Raw genomic sequence first — 20869 nt, forward strand, 5'->3', positions numbered from 1 at the left:
ACGGGCGGCACGCCCGACGCCACCCCCGCCTACCCGCCGAACCCCACGGGCACGCCCGGCCCGGCCCCCGCCTTCCCGTCGAACCCGACGGGCGGTGCGCCCGCCTCCGCCCCCGCCTACCCGGGGGCCCCCACGGGCGGCACGCCCGACGCCACCCCCGCCTACCCGCCGAACCCCACGGGCACGCCCGGCCCGGCCCCCGCCTTCCCGTCGAACCCGACGGGCGGCGCGCCCGCCTCCGCCCCCGCCTACCCGCCGAACCCGACGGGCGGTGCGCCCGACGCCGCTCCCGCCTACCCGGCGAACCCCACGGGCGGCACGCCTGACACCGCTCCCGCCTACCCGGCGAACCCGACGGGCGGTGCGCCCGATGCGGCGCCGCCGTACGCGGTGCCGGCGTTCCCGTCGAACCCCGTCGCCGGCGCGCCCGACGCGGCGCCGGCCTTCCCTGCGCCGGGGCCGGCTCCCGTCGGCGGCACGCCCGCGCCCGACGCGGCCCCCTCGTACCCGGCCGCCGGTGCACCCGGACCGGACGCGGCCCCGCCCTTCCCGGCGCCGGTGCCGTCGTCGACTCCCGTCGGCGGTACGCCCGTGCCCGGCGCCGCCCCGGCGCTGCCGCCGGCGGGCGACGCCGCTGCCGGACCGCTCCCGCCGTTCCCCGTCCCGGCGCCCGCCTCGCCCTCCGCGCACGACGCGCCGACCGCTCCCGCCGAGGCGCACCCGGCGCTCCCGGCCACGGCCACGGCCGAGGACGCCTCCGGGCCGGGCGCCGGACCGCACGACACCCCGGCCGACGGGGTGCCCGTACTGTCGGCCGCCCCCGCGGACCGGCCCGGGGGTGAACCGCCGTCGCCGCCGCCCGCCTTCGGGGCCGAGGACGGCGGCTACAACGTCGCCCCGCCCCAGCCCCAGCAGCCGCACCCGCAGCCCCAGCCGCAGCCGCAGGCCCCCGCCCCGCAGTACGACCCCCGTTCCGGCGGCCAGTGGCCCGCGCCCCAGCACCAGTTGCCGCCGCAGCCCCACGACCCCCGCTACTCCTCCGGCCAGACCACCGGCGGGGCGCCGCTCGGCTACACCGCCGCCGTGGAGCTGTCCTCCGACCGCCTGCTGCGCAGCAAGCAGAAGCCGAAGAGCAACAACAACGCCGCCGCCGGGGGCCGTTTCCGCTTCGGCGGCAAGGCGGCCGAGGCGGAGCGCCGGCGCAAGCTGGACCTCATCCGCACCCCGGTGATGTCCTGCTACCGCATCGCCGTCATCAGCCTGAAGGGCGGCGTCGGCAAGACCACGACCACCACCGCCCTCGGCGCCACCCTCGCCACCGAGCGCCAGGACAAGATCCTGGCCATCGACGCGAACCCCGACGCCGGCACCCTCGGCCGCCGCGTGCGCCGCGAGACCGGCGCCACGATCCGGGACCTGGTCCAGGCGATCCCGTACCTGAACTCGTACATGGACATCCGCCGGTTCACCTCGCAGGCGCCCTCCGGTCTGGAGATCATCGCCAACGACGTCGACCCGGCCGTCTCGACGACCTTCAACGACGAGGACTACCGCCGCGTCATCGAGACGCTGGGCCGCCAGTACCCGATCATCCTCACCGACTCGGGCACCGGACTCCTCTACTCCGCCATGCGCGGGGTGCTGGACCTGGCCGATCAGCTGATCATCATCTCGACCCCGTCGGTGGACGGCGCGAGCAGCGCCAGCACCACCCTCGACTGGCTCTCCGCCCACGGTTACGCCGACCTTGTCTCGCGCTCCATCACCGTCATCTCGGGGGTCCGCGAGACGGCCAAGATGATCAAGATCGAGGACATCGTCCAGCACTTCGAGACCCGCTGCCGCGGAGTCGTCGTGGTGCCGTTCGACGAGCACCTCGCGGCCGGCGCCGAGGTCGACCTCGACATGATGCGGCCCAAGACGCGCGAGGCGTACTTCAACCTCTCAGCGCTCGTGGCGGAGGACTTCGTACGGGCCCAGCAGCAGGGCGCCCCCGGCCACTGGGGTGCCCAGCCCCAGCCCCACCAGCCCCACCAGCAGCCCCCGTACGGCCAGCCCCAGTACCAGCAGCAGCCGCCCCAGGCCCCGGGACCGCAGCAGCCGCAGCCCCCCTACGGCCAGCCGTACCCGCAGCCCGGCCAGCCCTGGCACCAGCCCCCGGCACCCCAGCAGCCGCACCCGCAGCAGCAGCCGCAGAACCCCCAGCAGCAACAGCCCCCGCGCGACCCGCGCCTCGGCTGAGAACGACCGGGGGCCCGTACCACCACTGGTACGGGCCCCCGGGTCGCTGTCGCGTCAGCGCGACAGGTCGTACGCGTCCGTCAGCATCCGCGCCCGCTTCACGTCGTCCGCGATCGCCTCCAGCAGCCCGTCGAGGGACTCGAACTTCGCCATCCCCCGCACGTAGGCGAGGAAGTCCACGGCCACGTGCATCCCGTACAGGTCCAGCCCGATCCGGTCGATCGCGTACGCCTCCACGGTCCGCTCGGTCGCGTCGAACTGCACGTTCGTCCCCACCGAGATCGCAGCGGGCATCCGCTCGCCGCCCGCCGTCAGCCAGCCCGCGTACACCCCGTCCGCCGGGATCGCGGTGTGCGGGGCCGTCTCCACGTTCGCCGTCGGGTAGCCGAGCTCGCGTCCGCGCTGCGCACCGCGCACCACCACGCCCTCGACCCGGTGCGGGCGGCCCAGGATCTCGGCCGCGCCCTCCATGTCGCCCTCGGCGACGAGCTTGCGCGCGAGCGTCGAGGAGAACGGCACGCCGCCGCCCGCCTCGCCCCGCTCGACCAGGTCCACGACATCGACCGTGTAGTCGTAGGTGGAGCCCAGCTCGCGCAGGAAGTCGACGTTCCCGGCGGCCCGGTGGCCGAAGCGGAAGTTCGGTCCCTCGATGACGGCCCGCGCGTGCAGCTTGTCGACGAGCACCTTCACGATGAAGTCGGCCGGGGACAGCTGCGAGAACTCCGCCGTGAACGGCAGGATCAGCAGTGCGTCGACGCCCAGCCCGGCCATCAGTTCGGCGCGCCGGTCGTAGGGGGCCAGGATCGGCGGGTGGCTGCCGGGGCGGACGACCTCGCTCGGGTGCGGGTCGAAGGTGACCACGACCGACGGGACGCCGAGCTCGCGCGCCGTCGCCACGGCCCGGCCGATGATCAGCTGATGACCGCGGTGCACGCCGTCGTAGGAGCCGATGGTGACGACGCTGCGTCCCCAGTCCTGGGGGATGTCCTCCAAGCCACGCCAGCGCTGCACTGTGACCGCTCCTCGCCCGAACCCGTTTAGGCCTTGTTTTTGAATGCCGATTACAGGTCTAAGACTGCCATGCCGCCGCCCGCTGCCCCGCATCGGCGTCCGGGTGCGACAACTGCCGCGTCAGAACGTCACGTCACATCCAGCGCGGCCCTGCTGAGGGTCTCCACCGTCCGCCGCGCGCTCGGCCCCAGCAGGGCCGCCGCCTCGGCTCGCGCCTCCGCCAGCCAGCGGGCGACCAACGCCCCGAACGCCGGGGCGGTGCGGGCCAGCTCCACGGTCCGCCGCTCGAACACCGCCGCCCCGCCCGGGACCCGCAGCAGCTGCCGTCCGGTGCGGCGCAGCAGCTCCCTCGTACGGTCCTCCGGGCGGTCGGCGGCCCCTGCCGCGAGGGAGCCGAGGAAGGCGTCGAACACCAGCGGGTCGGTCTCCTCGCGCAGCAGTACGTCGGCCAGCTCGCGCCGCAGCGGGTACGAGGGCTCCTCCGCGCCCGGCGCGGCCAGTACGGCGGCGAGCTCGGCCCGCACCCCCGCCGGGGCGCCGCGCAGGAGGTCCAGGACGAGCGGGCGTACGACGGGTCCGGCGGCGGGGCCCTGCTCCAGGCGCAGGCCCACGAAGGCGGCGGCGTGCGGTGCGTCCTCGGGGCGGCGCGCCAGGTGCTCCCGTACGAGCTCGGCGGCGCGGCGGGCGAGGCCCGGGGTGGTGAGCGCGGCCAGGGCCCGCACCACCTCCCCGTCGGCCCGGGCCCGCAGCGCGGCGAACACCGCGTCGGGGTCGGGCAGCACGGGCAGGGCCGCGACCAGCGCGGAGGCGGGCAGCCGGGTGCCGTGCTCGGGGTCGCTGAAGCAGGCGAGGGCGTCGGGCAGGTAGCGGCCGCGGGTCTGCGGGTCGCGGAGCAGGGTGGCGAGGGCGCTGCCGTGCAGTGCGGCGTCGGCGGGGCGGGCGAGCAGCGCCTGGGCGGCGTAGCGCAGCAGCTCGCGGTCGGCGGGGGTGCGGACGTGGGGGGCGGTGGCGAGCCCGTACGCGGCGGCCGCGACCCGGCGCCCGGGCCGTTCGTCGTGGGCCCAGCGGTCCACGGCCCGGCACATGGCGGACGGCTCCTCTTCCGCGAGCACCGCGAGCAGCTCGTCGGCGCGGGGGTGCGCGGCGGCGACGAGCTGTTCGGTGAGGTCGTCGAGGGCGAGGCGGCGGTGGGTGTGCAGCAGGGCCTGCGCCGCACCGGCGACGGTGGCGCCGGGCCGGCCGCGCAGCCGCCGGCCGTCGCCGAACCAGGCGCAGAGCAGCGGCTGCACGGTCTTCGGGTCGCGGGCGAGGCGGCGGGCGGCGGCGTCGAGGTAGCGGTCGCCGGGGGGTGCCTCGGCGGGGTCGGCGGGCAGCAGCCGGCGCAGCAGGTCGAGCCGGTCGGGCTCGGGCAGCCGCAGCCGGTTCCAGAACCATCCGCCGAACTCGCCGGGCCCGGTCCGCGCCACGTGCTCCGCGAGGGCGTGCAGGACGGGCAGGCAGGGCCGTGCGTCGGGGAGCCGCAGCAGGGCCTCCCGGAGCAGCCGGGCGGCCCACCAGGCCGGGTCGGCCCCGGGAGCCGGCGCCGGTTCCGGCGGGGCCCGGTGTGTGCCGGGGCGCCCCTGCGGGGCGTCGGACGCGGCCACCGTGCGGATGCCGGCTGCCTCTGCCGGCCCGGCGCCCGGGAAGGTGCTCCGGAGCGCGCCCGGCCCCGGCGGGACCACCCCGCCCCCTCCCGGTTCCGCGAAGCTGTTCAGGGCTTCGACCAGGCGCATCAGCTCGGCGTGCAGCCGGTCCGGCGGGAGCCTGCGCAGGGCCTCCAGGACGGGTCCGATGCGGTGCCGGGGTACGGGCAGGCCGGGCCCGGCCGGGTGGTGGACGAGGGAGCGCAGCGCCGCCGGGACGTCCAGGTGGCCGGCCTGGAGCCAGTCCGACAGCTCCTCGTGCGCGAAGCGGTAGCCGGGCCCGGCGGGCACCAGCAGCCCCTCGGTGAGCACGGCCGAGGCCCAGCCGGTGCGCCAGGGGAACAGCTCCTCGAACGAGGCCCGGTCCAGCTGCCCCTGCCCGGGCCCCAGGCAGCGGCGTGCGGCCTCGTGCACCCGGCCGGCGACGCGGGCGGCGAGCCGCCGGACGCCGGGGCCGTGGACGCCGCCGCTGCCGGGCGGTCCGCCGGCCTCGGCGGCGATCCGGACGGCCGCCCGCAGGGCCACCAGGTCCAGGTGGGCGGCGAAGACCTCGTCGCGTCCGGGCCGCCCTGCGGTCACCTCGGCGGCGCGGACGTCCGCGAGGAGACGCAGCGTGAGCGGGTGCCCGGCGTCGGCCTCCCGGACCGCGTCGGCCGGGATGCCGAGCCGGGCCCGGGCGGCCTCGGCCTCGGCGGGGGCGAGGTCGCCGAGCGGGAGTGCGGGCGGCAGGCGGCGGGCCGCGCGGGCGGGGGTGTGCAGCGCCCCGGGCGGGTAGAGCGCGCCGGCCCGCTCCCAGTACTCGGGCCGCGCCGCGATCACCAGCCGGGTGCCGGTGGCCCGGAGCCAGGCGGCGGTGGTTTCCGTCCAGGCGGCCAGGCGGTGCGCGAGCCCGGGCGGCATCTCCTCGGGCCCGTCGAGCACGACGAGCAGCCCGCGCCCGGCGGCCGCGGCCGCCCGCGCCACGTCCTCGGCGATGCCGGGTGACTGCGCCGCCCGGACCGGTTCCGGGGCTCCGGCGCAGCCGAGTGGGTGCGCCGCCCGGGCCGCGTCAGAGGGCCCGCCGGCGCCGGGAGCCTGCCCCGCTCGGGCCGCCGAAGAGGTTCCGTCGGGGCCGGGCGCGCCCCGGGGCACGTGCGCGGTGCCCCGGTCCGACGCCCTGCGGGGGCGCCCCGGCACACACCCGACCCCGCCGGAACCGGGCGCCGCGAGGATTCGGGACGCCGTCGCCAGCGCACGCGTCACCGCGGTGGACAGGTCGGGGTCCTCGGCCTGGAGGTCCGCGCCTCGGAGCCAGAGGGTAGGGGACGGGTGGGGTCCCTGGGACCGGCGGGCGGCCAGCGCGGCCAGGGCCGTGGTGCGGCCCGTGCCCGGGTGTCCGATCAGGGCCAGGACCGGTGCGTCGGCCGCGGTGAAGGCGTCCAGGTCGGCTGCGACGGCCGGCCGGTCGACGGACTCTTCGAGCGGGAGGGCGCAGCCCAGGGTGGTGCCCGTCAGTTCGAGGGCTCCGGCCAGGTTCAGGTCCGCCCCGTAGGCCGGAACCGTCGCCGCGTTGCGGGCCAGGAGCTCGGCGAGGGCGGGGTCGACGGCGGCCGCCGCACGCAGGGGTACCGCGCCGCCGCCCGACAGGACCGCCAGCACCGCTCCGGTCTCCGCGTCGACGACCGGGCCCCCGCGGGCTTCCCCTCCCATGCGCAGGGCGTCCCGTCCGTCGGTGCCGATCGCCAGGTCCACCGTCAGGGCGTCCGACCCCAGCACCCGCGCCTGGCGCCAGCCGCGCGCGGGCACCCGCACGTACGTGCCCTGCGGGATCACCTCGCGCATCGCCACCGGCAGCGGCGGTACCCCGAGCCCGTCCGCCCGTACGAGCGCCACCGCGGCCCGTGGCAGCGCCGTGACGTCGGCCAGGCAGCTGCGCCCGGCCGGGTCCCGCAGGAGCGCCCTGGTCAGCCCGTCGACGGCCTCATGGCTGGTGACGACCGTGCCGCGGTCGTCGGCGACGAACCCGCTGCCGCGCGGCTGCCCGGCCGGATCGCAGATTGTGACGAGCTCCGCCATGGCCGCACCACTCCCCCGCAACTGCCGTTGTCACGAACGGTAGGCAGCTGAAGATCAGCGCGAAAAGCACGCGAGGCGAAAGCGCCCCCTTACGCTCCCTCCATTCACTCCGAGCGCCTGCTCGGACGGGTGAATACAGGGGTCCGGGTGGATAGAGACCTACCCGAGGGGGGTCGTGGAGCGGTGAGCGTCGCAGGACCGGCGCTCACCGCTCCACGTCAGACGAAGACCGCGAGGGACTTGGCCTTGCCGCCCTTGCTCTCCACGAGACCGAGCAGCGTTCCCTCCGGTCCGAAGACCGCCACGGTCTGTCCGGGCGCGTAGGCGTCCGGCATCTCGATCCGCACGCCGTTGGAGAGCAGCGAGGCCCGCCGGGCGTCCAGGTCCCAGCGCGGGAAGGCCGCGGCGGCCGCCTCGCCGATCGGCATGACGGTCAGCTCCTCCTGGAGCTGGTCCAGCGTCCGCGCCCGGTCGAGCTTGTACGGGCCGACGCGGGTGCGCCGCAGCGCGGTCAGGTGGCCGCCGACGCCGAGGTCGGCGCCGAGGTCCCGGGCCAGCGCGCGGATGTACGTACCGCTGGAGCAGACGACGGAGACGACGAGGTCGACGACCTTGGTGCCGTCCTCGGCCTCGGCCTCGCGCATGTCGTACACCTGGAAGGAGGAGATCGTGACCGGCCGGGCCGGGATCTCGAAGTCCTCGCCGTCGCGGGCGCGCTTGTAGGACCGCACGCCCTTGATCTTGATGGCGCTGACCTTGGACGGGACCTGCATGATCTCGCCGGTGAGCTTGGCGATCCCCGCGTCCACGGCGTCCCGGGTCACCCCGGAGGCGTCCGCGGAGGAGGTGATCTCGCCCTCGGCGTCGTCCGTCAGGGTGTTCTGGCCCAGGCGGATCGTGCCGAGGTACTCCTTCTCGGTGAGCGCGAGGTGGCCGAGGAGCTTGGTGGCCTTCTCGACGCCGAGGACGAGGACGCCCGTCGCCATCGGGTCCAGCGTGCCCGCGTGGCCCACGCGGCGGGTCCTGGCCATCCCGCGCATCTTGGCGACCACGTCGTGCGAAGTGAAGCCGGACGGCTTGTCGACGATGACAAGGCCGTCCCGGGGGCCCCTCCCAGCGGCAGCCGGGGGAGTCTGACCTGCGTTGCTCATTCGGCGGCTGCGTCCTCGTCGTCGCCCGGCTTCTTGTACGGGTCGGCGTCGCCGGCGTACTGGGCGCCGGAGGAGACCTCGCGCACCTGGGCGTCGGAGGCGCGCGCCTTGTCGAGGAGGTCCTCGATGGTCCGGGCGTTCTCCGGGAGGGCGTCCGCGACGAAGGTCAGGGTGGGCGTGAACTTGGTGCCCGCCGCCCGGCCGACCGCGGAACGCAGTACGCCCTTGGCGCTCTCCAGGCCCGCTGCCGCGCTGGCCCGGTCCTCGTCGTCGCCGTAGACCGTGTAGAAGACCGTGGCCTCCCGCAGATCGCCGGTGACCCGGGTGTCCGTGATGGTCACGTGCGTACCGAGGCGGGGGTCCTTGACGCCGCGCTGCAGCTTCTCGGCCACCACCTCCCGGATGAGGTCCGCCAGCTTCTTCGCCCGCGCATTGTCGGCCACTGGTCCGTCTCCTTCTTATGTCTTGCTATCAGTCTTCATCACCGTGGAGGCGCCGTCGTACGGACAGCAGCTCCACTTCCGGACGCGCCGCGACCAGCCGCTCGCAGCGGTCCAGTACGTCCGAGAGGAACCCCGCGTCCCCACTCACCAGAGCGACCCCTATACGGGACCTGCGGTGCAGGTCCTGGTCGCCCACTTCAGCCGCGCTCACGGAGAACTTTCGCTGGAGCTCGGCCACGATGGGCCGGACCACGGAGCGCTTCTCCTTCAGCGAGTGGACGTCGCCGAGGAGCAGATCGAAGGACAGAGTCCCCACGTACATGCAGTTCCGGATATCCCGCCGGTGCGGGTTCGGTGGCCTGCCGGCCGTCGCTCGGCAGGGTCACCAGAACCGTACACGCAACGGCCGGGGCCGATCGACGGATATTCCGTCGACCGGCCCCGGTGTCAAACCGCCTGGCGCTTACGCGCGGGGCTTCTCGCGCATCTCGTACGTCGCGATGACGTCGTCGATCTTGATGTCGTTGTAGCTGCCGAGGTTGATACCACCCTCGAAGCCTTCACGGATCTCGGTGACGTCGTCCTTGAAGCGGCGCAGACCGGAGATGGTGAGGTTCTCGGCGATGACCTTGCCATCGCGCAGGAGCCGCGCCTTGGTGTTGCGCCTGACCTCGCCCGACCGGATGAGGACACCGGCGATGTTGCCCAGCTTGGACGAACGGAAGACCTCGCGGACCTCCGCCGTACCGAGCTCGACCTCTTCGTACTCGGGCTTGAGGAGACCCTTCAGGGCCGCCTCGATCTCCTCGATGGCCTGGTAGATCACCGAGTAGTAGCGGACGTCGACGCCCTCGCGGTCCGCCATCTGGGCGGCACGGCCGACGGCACGGACGTTGTAACCGATGACGATGGCGTCGGAGCCCATCGCCAGCGAGATGTCCGATTCGGTGACCGCACCCACACCGCGGTGCAGGACGCGGATGTCGACCTCTTCGCCGACGTCGAGCTGGAGCAGCGAGGACTCGAGGGCCTCGACCGCACCGGACGAGTCGCCCTTGATGATGAGGTTGAGTTCCTGGACCAGACCGGCCTTGAGGACCGAGTCGAGGTCTTCCAGCGACACCCGGCGGACGCGCTTGGCGAAGTTGGCGTTGCGCTCACGCGCAGCACGCTTCTCGGCGATCTGACGGGCGGTGCGGTCCTCGTCGACGACGAGGAAGTTGTCGCCGGCGCCGGGGACGTTGGTGAGACCCAGGACCAGGACGGGGGTCGCGGGACCCGCTTCCTCGATGTTGTTGCCCTTGTCGTCGAGCATGGCGCGCACGCGGCCGTAGGCGTCGCCCACGACCATCGTGTCGCCGACGCGGAGGGTACCGCGCTGGACGAGGACGGTGGCGACGGCACCGCGGCCACGGTCGAGGTGGGACTCGATCGCAATACCCTGAGCGTCCTGCTCCGGGTTGGCGCGCAGGTCGAGCGAGGCGTCGGCGGTGAGGACGACGGCCTCGAGCAGGGAGTCGATGTGCAGACCCTGCTTCGCGGAGATGTCGACGAACATCGTGTCGCCGCCGTACTCCTCGGCGACCAGACCGAACTCGGTGAGCTGACCGCGCACCTTGACCGGGTCGGCACCCTCGACGTCGATCTTGTTGACCGCGACCACGATCGGGACGCCGGCGGCCTTGGCGTGGTTGAGCGCCTCGATCGTCTGCGGCATGACGCCGTCGTTGGCCGCGACCACGAGGATCGCAATGTCGGTCGACTTCGCACCACGGGCACGCATGGCGGTGAACGCCTCGTGACCCGGGGTGTCGATGAAGGTGATCTTGCGGTCTTCACCGTTGACCTCGGTGCCCACCTGGTAGGCACCGATGCCCTGGGTGATGCCACCGGCCTCGCCCGCGACGACGTTCGTCTTGCGGATGGCGTCGAGCAGTCGGGTCTTGCCGTGGTCGACGTGACCCATGACGGTGACGACCGGCGGACGCGGGAGCAGGAACTCCTCGCCGCCCTCGTCCTCGCCGAACTCGATGTCGAAGCCCTCGAGGAGCTCGCGGTCCTCCTCCTCCGGGCTGACGATCTGAACGGTGTAGTTCATCTCGTCGGCGAGGAGCTGGAGGGTCTCGTCGGAGACGGACTGCGTGGCCGTGACCATCTCGCCGAGGTTCATCATCACGGCGACGAGCGACGCCGGGTTGGCGTTGATCTTCTCCGCGAAGTCGGTGAGGGAGGCACCGCGCGACAGGCGAACGGTCTCGCCCTGGCCGCGCGGCAGCATCACGCCGCCGACCGACGGGGCCTGCATGGCCTCGTACTCCTGGCGACGCTGCCGCTTGGACTTGCGGCCACGACGGGCCGGACCACCGGGACGACCGAAGGCGCCCTGCGTGCCACCACGGGCACCGGGACCACCGGGACGCCCACCGAAGCCGGGACGACCGCCGCCACCGGCACCGGCCGGACCGCCGCCGAAGCCGCCGCCACCCGGACGGGGGCCACCGAAGCCGCCGCCCGCCGGACGCGAGCCCGGACCGGCCGGACGGCCGGCGAAGCCGCCGCCGCCGGGACGACCGGCGCCACCGGGACGCGGGCCACCGGCACCGGGACCACGGCCGCCGGGGCCGCCGCCGGGACGGGGACCGGGACCACCGGCAGCGGGACGCTGCGGCATCATGCCCGGGTTCGGACGGTTACCGCCCGGAGCCGGACGCGGAGCGCCGCCCTGCGGACGGGGCATGCCGCCCGGGGTCGGACGGGCGCCGCCGGGGCCCTGCGGACGCGGAGCGCCACCGGGACCGGCCTGCGGACGCGGAGCACCCTGGCCGCCACCGGCGCCGGGGGCACCGGGACGCGGGGCGCCGGCCGGACGGGGCGCCTGCGGGCGCGCCATACCGGTGGAGCCGCCGGAGGTGAAGGGGTTGTTGCCCGGACGGGGACCGGCCGGACGGGCGCCGCCGGGGCGCGGGGCCTGGGCGCCGCCCGCGGGGCGGGGAGCCTGGGCACCGGGGGTGGCACCGGTCGGGCGCGGGGCGCCGGGACGGGCACCGGACTGGCCCGGGGCGGCCGGACGCTGCTGCGTCGGACGGGGACCGGGAGCCGCGGCGGGACGCGCCGGAGCGGCCGGGGCCGCCGGAGGCGCGGAGAACTCGGTCGCCACGGGAGCCGCCGGAGCGGGCTTCGGGGCGGCCGGAGCCTTCGGGCCGGGACGCGGGCCGGGAGCGGCCGGGGTCACCGGTGCGGGCGCGGCGGCGGCCGGAGCCTCCGCTGCGACCGGCTTGGGGGCCGGTGCGCCGGGCTTCGGCGCAGCGGGACGGGCGGGACCCGGGGTCGGAGCCCCGGGCTTGGCGGGGGCAGCCTTGCGGGGCGCACCCGGCTTCGCAGCGGACTTGCCGGCGTTGCCGCCGGGCCCCTGCAGTGCGTCGGTCAACTTGCGCACAACCGGCGCCTCGATCGTCGAGGACGCCGAACGGACGAACTCACCGAGTTCCTGGAGCTTGGCCATGACGACCTTGCTCTCAACTCCGAACTCCTTGGCGAGTTCGTATACCCGGACCTTAGCCACTTCGCTCCTTTTAGGTCCGGGTTACGCCGGACCGTCGCTACTTCATGGGCGTACTCATCGCGTACTCATCGAGTGCTCATCGCAATCTCGACCTACTTCCAACTCGCGAGGTACCTGACCGCACGGGGCTCCGTGCCGTACTACTTCTTACGGTGTGACCACGGCCTCACCGGCCATGGCTTTGCGCAGCTCCGCCGTGTCGAGCGTCCCGGCGGACCGGAGGGCCCGCGGGAACGCGCGGCGGCGGACCGCCTGGTCGAGGCAGACCATGACCGGGTGCACGTAGGCACCCCGGCCGGGCAGCGTACCGCGATGATCGGGGACGCATTGGTCTCCGATCGCCACGATGCGCAGCAGATCGCTCTTGGCCGCTCGCTCCCGACACCCCACACAGGTGCGTTCGGGGCATGCGCGGGCTTGCGTCCGGCCAGACACGCCTAAGTCTACCTCCCCGTACCGACCTCACCCCTTCAGGCGAAAAATCGAACGGACGTTGTCGTGTTATTCCCTGTCTACCGTCCGGGAAGCCCCGGCCGGTACCGGTTTTATTCCCCGTCGGCGTCCCGGCCGTCCCGGTCGCCGTCGGCGTCCCGGTCCGGCTCCGTGTCCGGACGGATGTCGATGCGCCAGCCGGTGAGGCGCGCGGCGAGGCGGGCGTTCTGGCCCTCCTTGCCGATGGCCAGCGACAGCTGGTAGTCGGGCACGGTCACCCGGGCGGAGCGGGAGTCCCAGTCGACGACCTCGACCTTGCTCACCCGGGCGGGTGACAGGGCGTTCGCGACCATCTCCGCCGGGTCGTCCGACCAGTCGACGATGTCGATCTTCTCGCCGTGCAGCTCGGCCATCACGTTGCGCACGCGGCTGCCCATCGGGCCGATACAGGCGCCCTTCGGGTTCAGGCCCGAGCGGGTGGACCGCACGGCGATCTTGGTGCGGTGACCGGCCTCGCGGGCGATCGCGGAGATCTCGACGCTGCCGTCGGCGATCTCCGGGACCTCCAGCGAGAAGAGCTTCTTCACCAGGTTGGGGTGGGTGCGCGAGAGGGTCACGGACGGACCGCGGACGCCCTTCGCCACCCGCACGACGTACGCCTTCAGGCGCAGACCGTGCGTGTACTCCTCGCCGGGGACCTGCTCCTGCACCGGCAGGATGGCCTCCAGCTTGCCGATGTCGACCAGGACGTTCTTGGGGTCCTTGCCCTGCTGCACGACGCCGGTGATGACGTCGCCCTCGCGGCCGGCGAACTCGCCGAAGGTCAGGTCGTCCTCGGCGTCGCGCAGACGCTGGAGGATCACCTGCTTGGCGGTCGTCGCGGCGATCCGGCCGAAGTCCGACGGGGTGTCGTCGAACTCCTTCGGCTCCTGTCCCTCTTCGAGGTCCCTCGGGTCCTCCGTCGCCCACACCACCACGTGACCGTTGGTGCGGTCCAGCACGACGCGGGCGCGGCGGAAGCTCCCCTCGGTCCGGTGGTACGCGATGAGGAGGGCCGACTCGATCGCCTCGACGAGCAGGTCGAAGGAGATCTCCTTCTCCCGGACCAGACCCCGCAGGGCACTCATGTCGATGTCCACGGCTACGCCTCCTCTTCCTTCTTGTCCTTGCGGTTGAACTCGATCTCGACACGCGCCTTGGCGATGTCGGTGAAAGCAATGCGGCGGGCGGTCGCCTTGCGGCCCTTCACGCCCGGGACCTCGAGGTCCATTCCCTCGTCGTCCACGTCGAGGATGCGGGCGATCAGTTCCCCGCCCTCGGCGAGCTGGAACTTCACGAGGCGGTCGATCGCCCGGACGTAGTGACGGTGCTCGGTCAGCGGGCGGTCCGCGCCCGGGGAGCTCACTTCGAGGACGTACTCGTCCTCGCCCATCACGTCGGATTCGTCGAGCTTGTCGGAGACCTCACGGCTCAGCTCGGCGCACGCGTCCAGCTCCACGCCCTCGTCGGAGTCCACGATGATCCGCAGCATCCGGCGCTTGCCGGCCTTCGACATCTCGATGTCCTCGAGGTCCAGGCCCTTGGCGGCGACGAGCGGCTCCAGCAGTCCGCGCAGCCTGTCGCTCTGGGTGGTGCTCATCCGGGTGACTCCTCGGCCGCGTGTGCTGTTGTGGTTTCCGTCGTGCGTCAGGTCAAAGGGTATCCGGTCGCGGAGGGTGTTGCCGTCCGCCCTGTGGACAGGGCCCCGGGTACCGTGATCACACCCTGCCCCGCCCATCACCCCCGAGGACGTCCCCGTGCCCTGGACCTTGCCTTTCAGGCCCTCGCGAAGGAGCCTGCTCGCCGGCGCCGCCGGTGCGGCGGGCGCCGCGCTGCTGACCGGGTGCTCCGGCGGCCCCTCCCCCCAGGAGGAGACGCGGATTCCACTCGAACGGCGGATGCGGGAGGCGGCCGTTCGTGACAGTGAGCGGCTGCTGGAACGTTACGACACCACGCGCGCTGCCCACCCCGCGCTGGACGGGCAGCTCGCTCCGCTGCGCGCGGCGGTCGCCGCGCACGTGGCGGCCCTGGCCCCGGCCGCCGCGGCCTCCCGCTCCGCCGCCCCCGCCTCCCCGCCCGGCCCCGTGGGTGCCGCCGCGCCCACGGGCAGCGCGGAGCCGGTGCCGCCGCAGCCCGCCGAGGCCCTGACCGCCCTCGCGGACGCGGAGCGCAAGCTGTCCGAGGCCCGCACCGGCGAGCTCGCCGGAGCACCCGGGGAGCTGGCGCGGCTGCTCGCCTCGCTGGCCGCCTGCGGTGCCGTCCACGCCCACCTGCTGACCTCGAACCCCGGAGCCGCGTCGTGAGTGCCGGACCCTCCCCCGAGGGGAACCCCCTGCCGGCCGCCCAGGCCGCCCTCGCCGCCGAGCACGCGGCGGCGTACGGCTACGGCGTCATCGGCGCGCGCACCACCGGTGCCCGCGCGACCCAGGCCCGGGAGGCCTACGGCGTCCACCTCGCCCGCCGCGACGCGCTGACCCGTACCGTGCGGGGGCTGGGCGGTACGCCCCGGGCGGCGGAGGCCGCGTACACGCTGCCCTTCGAGGTGCGCACCCCGGCCGACGCCGAGCGGCTGGCCGCCGATATCGAGGACCGGGTGGCCGGCGCCTACGCCGACCTGGTGCGGGCCGCGCAGGGCGCTCTGCGCCGCGAGGCGGCCGACGCGCTGAGCGCAGCGGCCGTCCGCGCGGCACGGTGGCGCGGTGTCGGCGTAGCCTTCCCTGGGCTCCCGGAACGATCGGATCGAGCCAAGCACAGCTGAAAGGGACCACCAACGCATGGCTTTCGAACCGCCGCAGCGGCTTGTGAAGGCGCTCGGCGAGATGCCGCAGACGGAGCAGGACGCGCAGTGGCTGGGACAGCTGCCCGGTCACACCGCCGTCGCCCTGTCCCGGCGCGGGCTGCAGGCCCAGCGGGTGCAGGCCCCGGGCGGCCGGAGCAGTCTGGTCGTCCTCGTGCGGTACGCCGACGGGACCCCGGCCGCCCTGAAGATGGCGCCCCCGTACGCCCGCCCCGACCTGGAGCTGGCCGCGCTGGCGCACTGGGGCGGCTTCGGGGCCGTACGCGTGCTCGACACGCGCTACCACGACGAGGACGGGGCGCTGCTGCTGGAGCGGCTGCACGCGGAGGTCTCGCTGCGGTCGCTGCCCGAGGCGAAGGCGCTGCTGGAGGCCAGCGGCACGCTGCGCCGGCTGTGGGTGGCCCCGCCGGCCGGGCACGGCTTCGAGTCGGTGGCGGCGCGCACGCAGCGGCAGTCCGAGGCGCTGCGTACGGCTCCGCCGGAGGTCCGGGCGCTCGCGGACACCGCGCTGGCGGTGCGCGAGGAGCTCGCCGCCGCTCCCCCGGAGGAGTTGCTGCTGCACGGGAACTTCCGGCAGGGCAAGGTCCTGGCGGGCGACCGGGCGCCGTGGCTGACGGTGGGTCCCGAGCCGCTGGTCGGTGAGCGGGCGTACGACCTGGCACGGCTGGCCCGGGACCGGCTGGAGGACCAGGTGGCCTCGTCCACGGGTGCGGCGGGCGCCCGGCGTCGGGTGCAGCGGCTGGCGGACGCCCTGGAGGTGGACCGGGAGCGGCTGCGGGGCTGGACGCTGTTCCGGGCGGTGGAATCGGGCAACCGCGCGCTGGCCGCCGGACGGCGGCGGGACGCGGAGCAGCTGCTGGAGTTCGCGGCCTGGCTGTAGGGCATACCGTGAATAGGTAGGCATGTCCGGTATGTGACATGGGGTCTGCGGCAGGCACAGCAGGGGGCCGTCATGGTCGAACAGCTGCTGACGGCGGCGATCGCCGCCGGTGTGGGCATCGCGGTCTACATGGGCGCGGCGGCCCGGGTGGTGAAGCAGTACGAGCGGGGCGTGGTCTTCCGCTTCGGCCGGCTGCGCGACGAGATACGGACGCCCGGCTTCGCGGCGATCGTTCCCGTGATCGACCGGATGCGGAAGGTCAACATGCAGATCGTGACCCTCCCGGTGCCGGCGCAGGAGGGCATCACGCGGGACAACGTCACGGTCCGGGTGGACGCGGTCGTGTACTTCAAGGTCGTCGACCCGGCCAACGCGATCGTGGCCGTGGAGGACTACCGCTTCGCCGTCTCGCAGATGGCGCAGACCTCGCTGCGGTCGATCATCGGCAAGTCCGACCTGGACGACCTGCTCTCCAACCGGGAGATGCTCAACCAGGGCCTGGAGCTGATGATCGACAGCCCGGCGGTGGGCTGGGGCGTGCAGATCGACCGGGTCGAGATCAAGGACGTCTCCCTGCCGGAGACGATGAAGCGGTCGATGGCACGGCAGGCGGAGGCTGACCGGGAGCGGAGGGCGCGCGTGATCAACGCGGACGCGGAGCTCCAGGCCTCGCACAAGCTCGCCGAGGCGGCGGGGGTGATGTCGGACCAGCCGGCGGCGCTGCAGCTGCGGTTGCTGCAGACGGTGGTGGCGGTGGCGGCGGAGAAGAACTCCACCCTGGTGCTGCCGTTCCCGGTGGAACTCCTTCGCTTCCTCGAACGCGCGGCCCCGCCTGCGGCGACGCCCCCCGAACCGGACGCCGCGGCCTCCCGCCCGAGCGGCGTGGAATCTCCCGCTGCGGAGGGGGCCGAGTCGGCGGGGTCCGAGTCGGCGGGCGAGGGGTTTCCCGCGGGCCGGGAGGTCGTGAACGGCTCTGCGCCAACGGGGGGCGACGGGCCGGTCCTGCCGCGCCCGGGGGCGGGCGGGGCCCCCGGCTAGCCGCTGCGCGGGGCCTGTCCCCTCCCCGCCCTTCCACCGTTCCCCGGGCTCCGCCCGGACCCTCGCCTCAAACGCCGGCGAGGCTGCCCGTCCGGCGCTTGAGAACCGGGGTCCGGGGCGGAGCCCCGGTTTCGGGAAGGGGCGGGTAGGGGAACGGCACCGCGCAGCGGCACCCGGCACTACGCCAGGCGCCCGCCCGTCGGGGTTACGTCAGGCGGGACAGGGCTTCCGCCAGGGGGAGTTCCTCGCGGGCGCCCGTGCGGCGGTTCTGGAGTTCGACCACCGACTCCGCGGCCCGGCGCCCCGCCACCAGGATCCAGGGGACCCCGATCAGCTCCGCGTCGGTGAGCTTCACCCCCGGCGACAGGCCCGCGCGGTCGTCCAGGAGGACGCGGAGGCCGGCCTCCGCGAGGGCGTCCGCGGCCGAGGCGGCAAGCTCCTGCTGGGCTGACTTGCCCGCGGCCACCACGTGGACGTCGGCCGGCGCCACTTCCGCCGGCCAGCACAGCCCGCGCTCGTCGGCCGACTGCTCGGCCAGCGCCGCCACCGCCCGGGAGACGCCGATGCCGTACGAGCCCATGGTGACCCGTACCGGCTTGCCCTCCCTCCCCAGGACGTCGAGCTCGAACGCGTCCGCGTACTTGCGGCCGAGCTGGAAGATGTGACCGATCTCGATGGCCCGGTCGAGAACCAGCCCGGCACCGCAGTGCGGGCAGGGGTCGCCCGGTTCCACGACCACCACGTCGAGGTACCGGTCGACCTCGAAGTCGCGGCCGCAGACCACGTTCCGGGTGTGGGTGTCCACCCGGTTGGCCCCGGTGACCCACGACGTGCCAGGCGCCACCCGCGGGTCGGCGAGGTAGCGGACCTTGTCCAGGCCCTGCGGGCCCACGTAACCGCGTACGAGGTCGGGTCGGTCGGCGAAGTCCTCCGCCGTGACGAGCTCGACGACGGCCGGGGCCAGGTGTTCGCCCAGCTTGCCGAGGTCCACCTCCCGGTCCCCCGGCACGCCCACGGCCGTGATCTCGCCGTCGACCTTCACCAGCAGGTTCTTCAGCGTCGCCGAGGCGGGGACGCCCAGCTGCGCCGCCAGCGTCTCGATCGTCGGGGTGTCGGGGGTGTCCACGTCCTCCGGAGCGGGGTGCTCCCCGGCGACCGGGGTCAGGGCGAAGGTGACCGCCTCGGTGTTCGCCGCGTAGTCGCAGGACGGGCAGTCCACGAAGGTGTCCTCGCCCGCGGCCGCGGGGGCCAGGAACTCCTCGGACGCCGAGCCGCCCATCGCCCCGGACACCGCCGACACGATCCGGTGGTCCAGGCCGAGCCGGGTGAAGATGCGGACGTACGCCTCGCGGTGCAGCCGGTAGGACTCCGCCAGGCCCTCGTCGGAGACGTCGAAGGAGTACGAGTCCTTCATCTGGAACTCGCGCCCGCGCAGCACCCCTGAGCGGGGCCGCGCCTCGTCCCGGTACTTGGTCTGGATCTGGTAGAGCATGACCGGCAGGTCCTTGTACGAGGTGCACTGGTCCTTCACGACCAGGGTGAAGATCTCCTCGTGGGTGGGGCCGAGCAGGTAGTCGGCGCCCTTGCGGTCCCGGAGGCGGAACAGCAGGTCCCCGTACTCCGACCAGCGGCCGCTGACCTCGTAGGGCTCCTTGGGCAGCAGCGCGGGGAGCAGCACCTCCTGGGCGCCGATCGCGTCCATCTCCTCGCGGACCACGCGCGAGACGTTGTCCAGCACCCGCTTGCCGAGCGGCAGCCAGGTCCACACACCGGCCGAGCTGCGCCGGACGTAGCCGGCCCGGACCAGCAGCCGGTGGCTGAGGGTCTCGGCGTCGGCCGGGTCCTCGCGGAGGGTCTTGGCCATGAGGCGGGACATGCGCTGCACGGGAGGTGTGCGGTGGTGTGTGGACATGTCGGGAGGCTACCGGGGCGCGCGCGGGCCCCGGAAACCGGTTTCGCCCCTCTCAGGGCCTGCGCAGGGGCAGTTCGGCGCCCATGACGGCGTACGGGAGGCTCGCGCTCGGGAAGAGGACCTGGCGGGCGAGGTCCCGGTAGCCGAGGGCCCGGTAGAGGCCGCGGGCGGGGCTCTCGGTGTCGATGGCGGAGAGGATCGAGCGCGGCTCGTCGGCGCTGTCGGTGATGCGGGTGATCAGCTCGCGGCCGACGCCGTGGCCCTGGAAGCCCGGGTGGACGTGCAGTTCGGTGATGACGAAGGAGCCGTCGAGCCAGGCTTCGTGCCCGCCGGCCCGCAGGTAGGGCTCGACGATGCCCGACCACCAGTGGCGGCGGTCGTTCGGCATCCCGTACACGAATCCGGTGAGGGCGCCGTCCTCGGTGAACGCGCCGAGTGCGCGGGCTCCCGGGCAGGTCATGTGGCGCTGGACGATGTAGCGCCGGATGCCGACCTCCTCCTCGCTGAGGCCGAAGGCGACGGCCTGCACGCGCAGGGCCTCGTCCACGCGGGCGGCGAGGTCGAGGGGGCCGATGCTCAGTCCGGAAGGCAGCATGCGGCTGACCTTACTGCGCGGTACCGGCGCGCCGGTATGCCAGCCCCCGTTCGGGGCCGGGGCGTTCAGAAGAGCACGCTCATGAACGCGCCGACCTCTCGGAAGCCGACGCGCCGGTACGCGGCCCGCGCCGCGGTGTTGAAGTCGTTGACGTACAGGCTGACCACGGGGGCGACGTCGCGCAGGGCGTAGTCGACGACGGCGGCCATGCCGGTCTCGGAGTGGCCGCGGCCGCGGAATTCCGGGGCCACCCACACGCCCTGGATCTGGCAGGCCTTGGCGGTGGCGGCGCCGATCTCCGCCTTGAAGACGACCTTGCCGTCCTCGACGCGGGCGAAGGAGCGGCCCGTGCCGACGAGCTCGGCGACGCGGGCCTGGTAGAGCAGTCCGCCGTCGCCGGCCATCGGGGAGATGCCGACCTCCTCGGTGAACATGGCCACGCAGGCGGGCATGATCAGGTCCATCTCGTCCTTGCGGATCCGGCGGACCAGGGGGTCGGGGGCGACCGTCGTCGACGAGTGCTCGATGACCATGAGCGGCTGGTGGGAGCGGACCTCGCGGGCCGGACCCCAGCCGGGCTCCAGGAGCCGCCACAGCAGCCGGGTGGCGTCGGCGGGGCCGACGATGGAGGAGCAGCGGCGGCCGGTGCGGCGGGCCCGGTCGGCGAAGGCGCGTACGGCGTCGGGTCCGGCGCAGACGGGGACCAGGTTGGCTCCGGCGTAGCAGAGGGAGCGGAGCTCTCCGTCGGCGTACCAGCCCCACATCTCACCGCCCAGGCGCCAGGGGTCGAGCCCGGCGACCTGGACCCGGGAGGCGACGAAGGCGTTCTCGACCGGCTCGCGTCCGAGGACTTCGAGCGCGGCGTCGAGATCACTGGGTTCAAGGACCCTTGTGGTGGTCTGCGTCAACACGGGGGCCTCACGGTACAAGTCTGCTGATCTCCGCACTGTACCCGCCGGGGCCGGAGGATGCCCGGTCCAGCGGGTCACGAAAAGACCCCGGCCCCGCCCGCGAGCTGCGGGAACGGGGCC

The 20869-nt window shown here is 74.2% G+C and carries 17 protein-coding genes; 5 read left to right on the forward strand and 12 right to left on the reverse strand.

The features are described from left to right. Positions 1-2241: MinD/ParA family ATP-binding protein (locus ACZ6Y1_RS10500; RefSeq protein WP_469625793.1), on the forward strand; the 2241-nt coding region annotated here is incomplete at its 5' end. A 54-nt stretch (positions 2242-2295) separates the two neighbouring features. On the opposite strand, the gene ACZ6Y1_RS10505 is transcribed toward ACZ6Y1_RS10500, so the two are convergent. The 9 genes from ACZ6Y1_RS10505 to rimP form a co-directional block, all read right to left on the reverse strand. Continuing rightward, complete coding sequence (locus tag ACZ6Y1_RS10505; protein WP_469625796.1) at positions 2296-3252, reverse strand: bifunctional riboflavin kinase/FAD synthetase; 957 nt, start codon at positions 3250-3252, stop codon at positions 2296-2298. Between the two features lie 128 nt (positions 3253-3380). Next, a complete protein-coding gene (locus tag ACZ6Y1_RS10510) occupies positions 3381-6989 on the reverse strand; it encodes a serine protease (RefSeq protein ID WP_469625799.1) in 3609 nt (1202 codons plus the stop codon). Positions 6990-7207: 218 nt separating this feature from the next. Further along, positions 7208-8140 carry a tRNA pseudouridine(55) synthase TruB gene (gene truB / locus ACZ6Y1_RS10515; protein WP_469625801.1) on the reverse strand — a complete coding sequence of 311 codons (933 nt, stop codon included), beginning with the start codon at positions 8138-8140 and terminating at the stop codon, positions 7208-7210. Continuing rightward, positions 8137-8583, reverse strand: coding sequence for a 30S ribosome-binding factor RbfA (gene rbfA, locus ACZ6Y1_RS10520; protein ID WP_469625803.1), 447 nt, complete (start codon positions 8581-8583; stop codon positions 8137-8139). Before rbfA ends, truB begins: the two co-directional genes overlap by 4 nt. A 28-nt stretch (positions 8584-8611) precedes the next feature. After that, positions 8612-8905, reverse strand: coding sequence for a DUF503 domain-containing protein (locus ACZ6Y1_RS10525; protein WP_469625805.1), 294 nt, complete (start codon positions 8903-8905; stop codon positions 8612-8614). A gap of 141 nt (positions 8906-9046) precedes the next feature. After that, positions 9047-12145 carry a translation initiation factor IF-2 gene (infB, locus tag ACZ6Y1_RS10530; RefSeq protein ID WP_469625807.1) on the reverse strand — a complete coding sequence of 1033 codons (3099 nt, stop codon included), beginning with the start codon at positions 12143-12145 and terminating at the stop codon, positions 9047-9049. Positions 12146-12292: 147 nt separating this feature from the next. Then, positions 12293-12580 carry a YlxR family protein gene (locus ACZ6Y1_RS10535; RefSeq protein ID WP_469625810.1) on the reverse strand — a complete coding sequence of 96 codons (288 nt, stop codon included), beginning with the start codon at positions 12578-12580 and terminating at the stop codon, positions 12293-12295. A 110-nt stretch (positions 12581-12690) separates the two neighbouring features. Continuing rightward, positions 12691-13716, reverse strand: coding sequence for a transcription termination factor NusA (gene nusA, locus ACZ6Y1_RS10540; protein ID WP_469625812.1), 1026 nt, complete (start codon positions 13714-13716; stop codon positions 12691-12693). A 2-nt stretch (positions 13717-13718) separates the two neighbouring features. Then, a complete protein-coding gene (gene rimP / locus ACZ6Y1_RS10545) occupies positions 13719-14216 on the reverse strand; it encodes a ribosome maturation factor RimP (protein WP_030161476.1) in 498 nt (165 codons plus the stop codon). 157 nt (positions 14217-14373) lie between these two features. Between rimP and ACZ6Y1_RS10550 the strand changes: the two genes are divergently transcribed. The 4 genes from ACZ6Y1_RS10550 to ACZ6Y1_RS10565 all read left to right on the forward strand — a co-directional run bounded on the left by ACZ6Y1_RS10550 (position 14374) and on the right by ACZ6Y1_RS10565 (position 17331). Continuing rightward, positions 14374-14919: a twin-arginine translocation signal domain-containing protein gene (locus ACZ6Y1_RS10550; protein ID WP_469625814.1), complete on the forward strand. Its 546-nt coding sequence runs from the start codon at positions 14374-14376 to the stop codon at positions 14917-14919. Then, a complete protein-coding gene (locus ACZ6Y1_RS10555; RefSeq protein WP_469625817.1) occupies positions 14916-15374 on the forward strand; it encodes a ferritin-like domain-containing protein in 459 nt (152 codons plus the stop codon). Before ACZ6Y1_RS10550 ends, ACZ6Y1_RS10555 begins: the two co-directional genes overlap by 4 nt. Before the next feature lie 16 nt (positions 15375-15390). Continuing rightward, positions 15391-16293, forward strand: a complete 903-nt coding sequence (locus tag ACZ6Y1_RS10560; RefSeq protein WP_469625819.1) for an aminoglycoside phosphotransferase family protein — start codon at positions 15391-15393, stop codon at positions 16291-16293. Between the two features lie 72 nt (positions 16294-16365). Further along, the gene (locus ACZ6Y1_RS10565) at positions 16366-17331 is read left to right on the forward strand and encodes a slipin family protein (protein ID WP_469625821.1); all 966 of its coding nucleotides are present in this window, start codon (positions 16366-16368) and stop codon (positions 17329-17331) included. Between the two features lie 205 nt (positions 17332-17536). Here ACZ6Y1_RS10565 and ACZ6Y1_RS10570 read toward each other — a convergent pair whose 3' ends face one another. From ACZ6Y1_RS10570 to ACZ6Y1_RS10580, 3 genes are all read right to left on the reverse strand, one after another. Further along, on the reverse strand, positions 17537-19243 hold the full coding sequence (locus ACZ6Y1_RS10570; RefSeq protein WP_469625823.1) for a proline--tRNA ligase: 1707 nt from the start codon (positions 19241-19243) through the stop codon (positions 17537-17539). Between the two features lie 52 nt (positions 19244-19295). Then, complete coding sequence (locus tag ACZ6Y1_RS10575; protein WP_469625826.1) at positions 19296-19838, reverse strand: GNAT family N-acetyltransferase; 543 nt, start codon at positions 19836-19838, stop codon at positions 19296-19298. A gap of 65 nt (positions 19839-19903) precedes the next feature. Next, positions 19904-20749, reverse strand: coding sequence for a GNAT family N-acetyltransferase (locus ACZ6Y1_RS10580; protein ID WP_469625828.1), 846 nt, complete (start codon positions 20747-20749; stop codon positions 19904-19906). Positions 20750-20869 lie beyond the last annotated feature (120 nt).

It is taken from the genome of Streptomyces sp. NPDC053432 (assembly GCF_055585365.1).

Bases quoted from the DNA above. Each gene is read 5' to 3' on its own strand.
- ACZ6Y1_RS10510 (WP_469625799.1), bottom strand. From the start codon at position 6,989: ATGGCGGAGCTCGTCACAATCTGCGATCCGGCCGGGCAGCCGCGCGGC.
- truB (WP_469625801.1), bottom strand. From the start codon at position 8,140: ATGAGCAACGCAGGTCAGACTCCCCCGGCTGCCGCTGGGAGGGGCCCC.
- ACZ6Y1_RS10525 (WP_469625805.1), bottom strand. From the start codon at position 8,905: ATGTACGTGGGGACTCTGTCCTTCGATCTGCTCCTCGGCGACGTCCAC.
- rimP (WP_030161476.1), bottom strand. From the start codon at position 14,216: ATGAGCACCACCCAGAGCGACAGGCTGCGCGGACTGCTGGAGCCGCTC.
- ACZ6Y1_RS10560 (WP_469625819.1), top strand. From the start codon at position 15,391: ATGGCTTTCGAACCGCCGCAGCGGCTTGTGAAGGCGCTCGGCGAGATG.
- ACZ6Y1_RS10565 (WP_469625821.1), top strand. From the start codon at position 16,366: ATGGTCGAACAGCTGCTGACGGCGGCGATCGCCGCCGGTGTGGGCATC.
- ACZ6Y1_RS10570 (WP_469625823.1), bottom strand. From the start codon at position 19,243: ATGTCCACACACCACCGCACACCTCCCGTGCAGCGCATGTCCCGCCTC.
- ACZ6Y1_RS10575 (WP_469625826.1), bottom strand. From the start codon at position 19,838: ATGCTGCCTTCCGGACTGAGCATCGGCCCCCTCGACCTCGCCGCCCGC.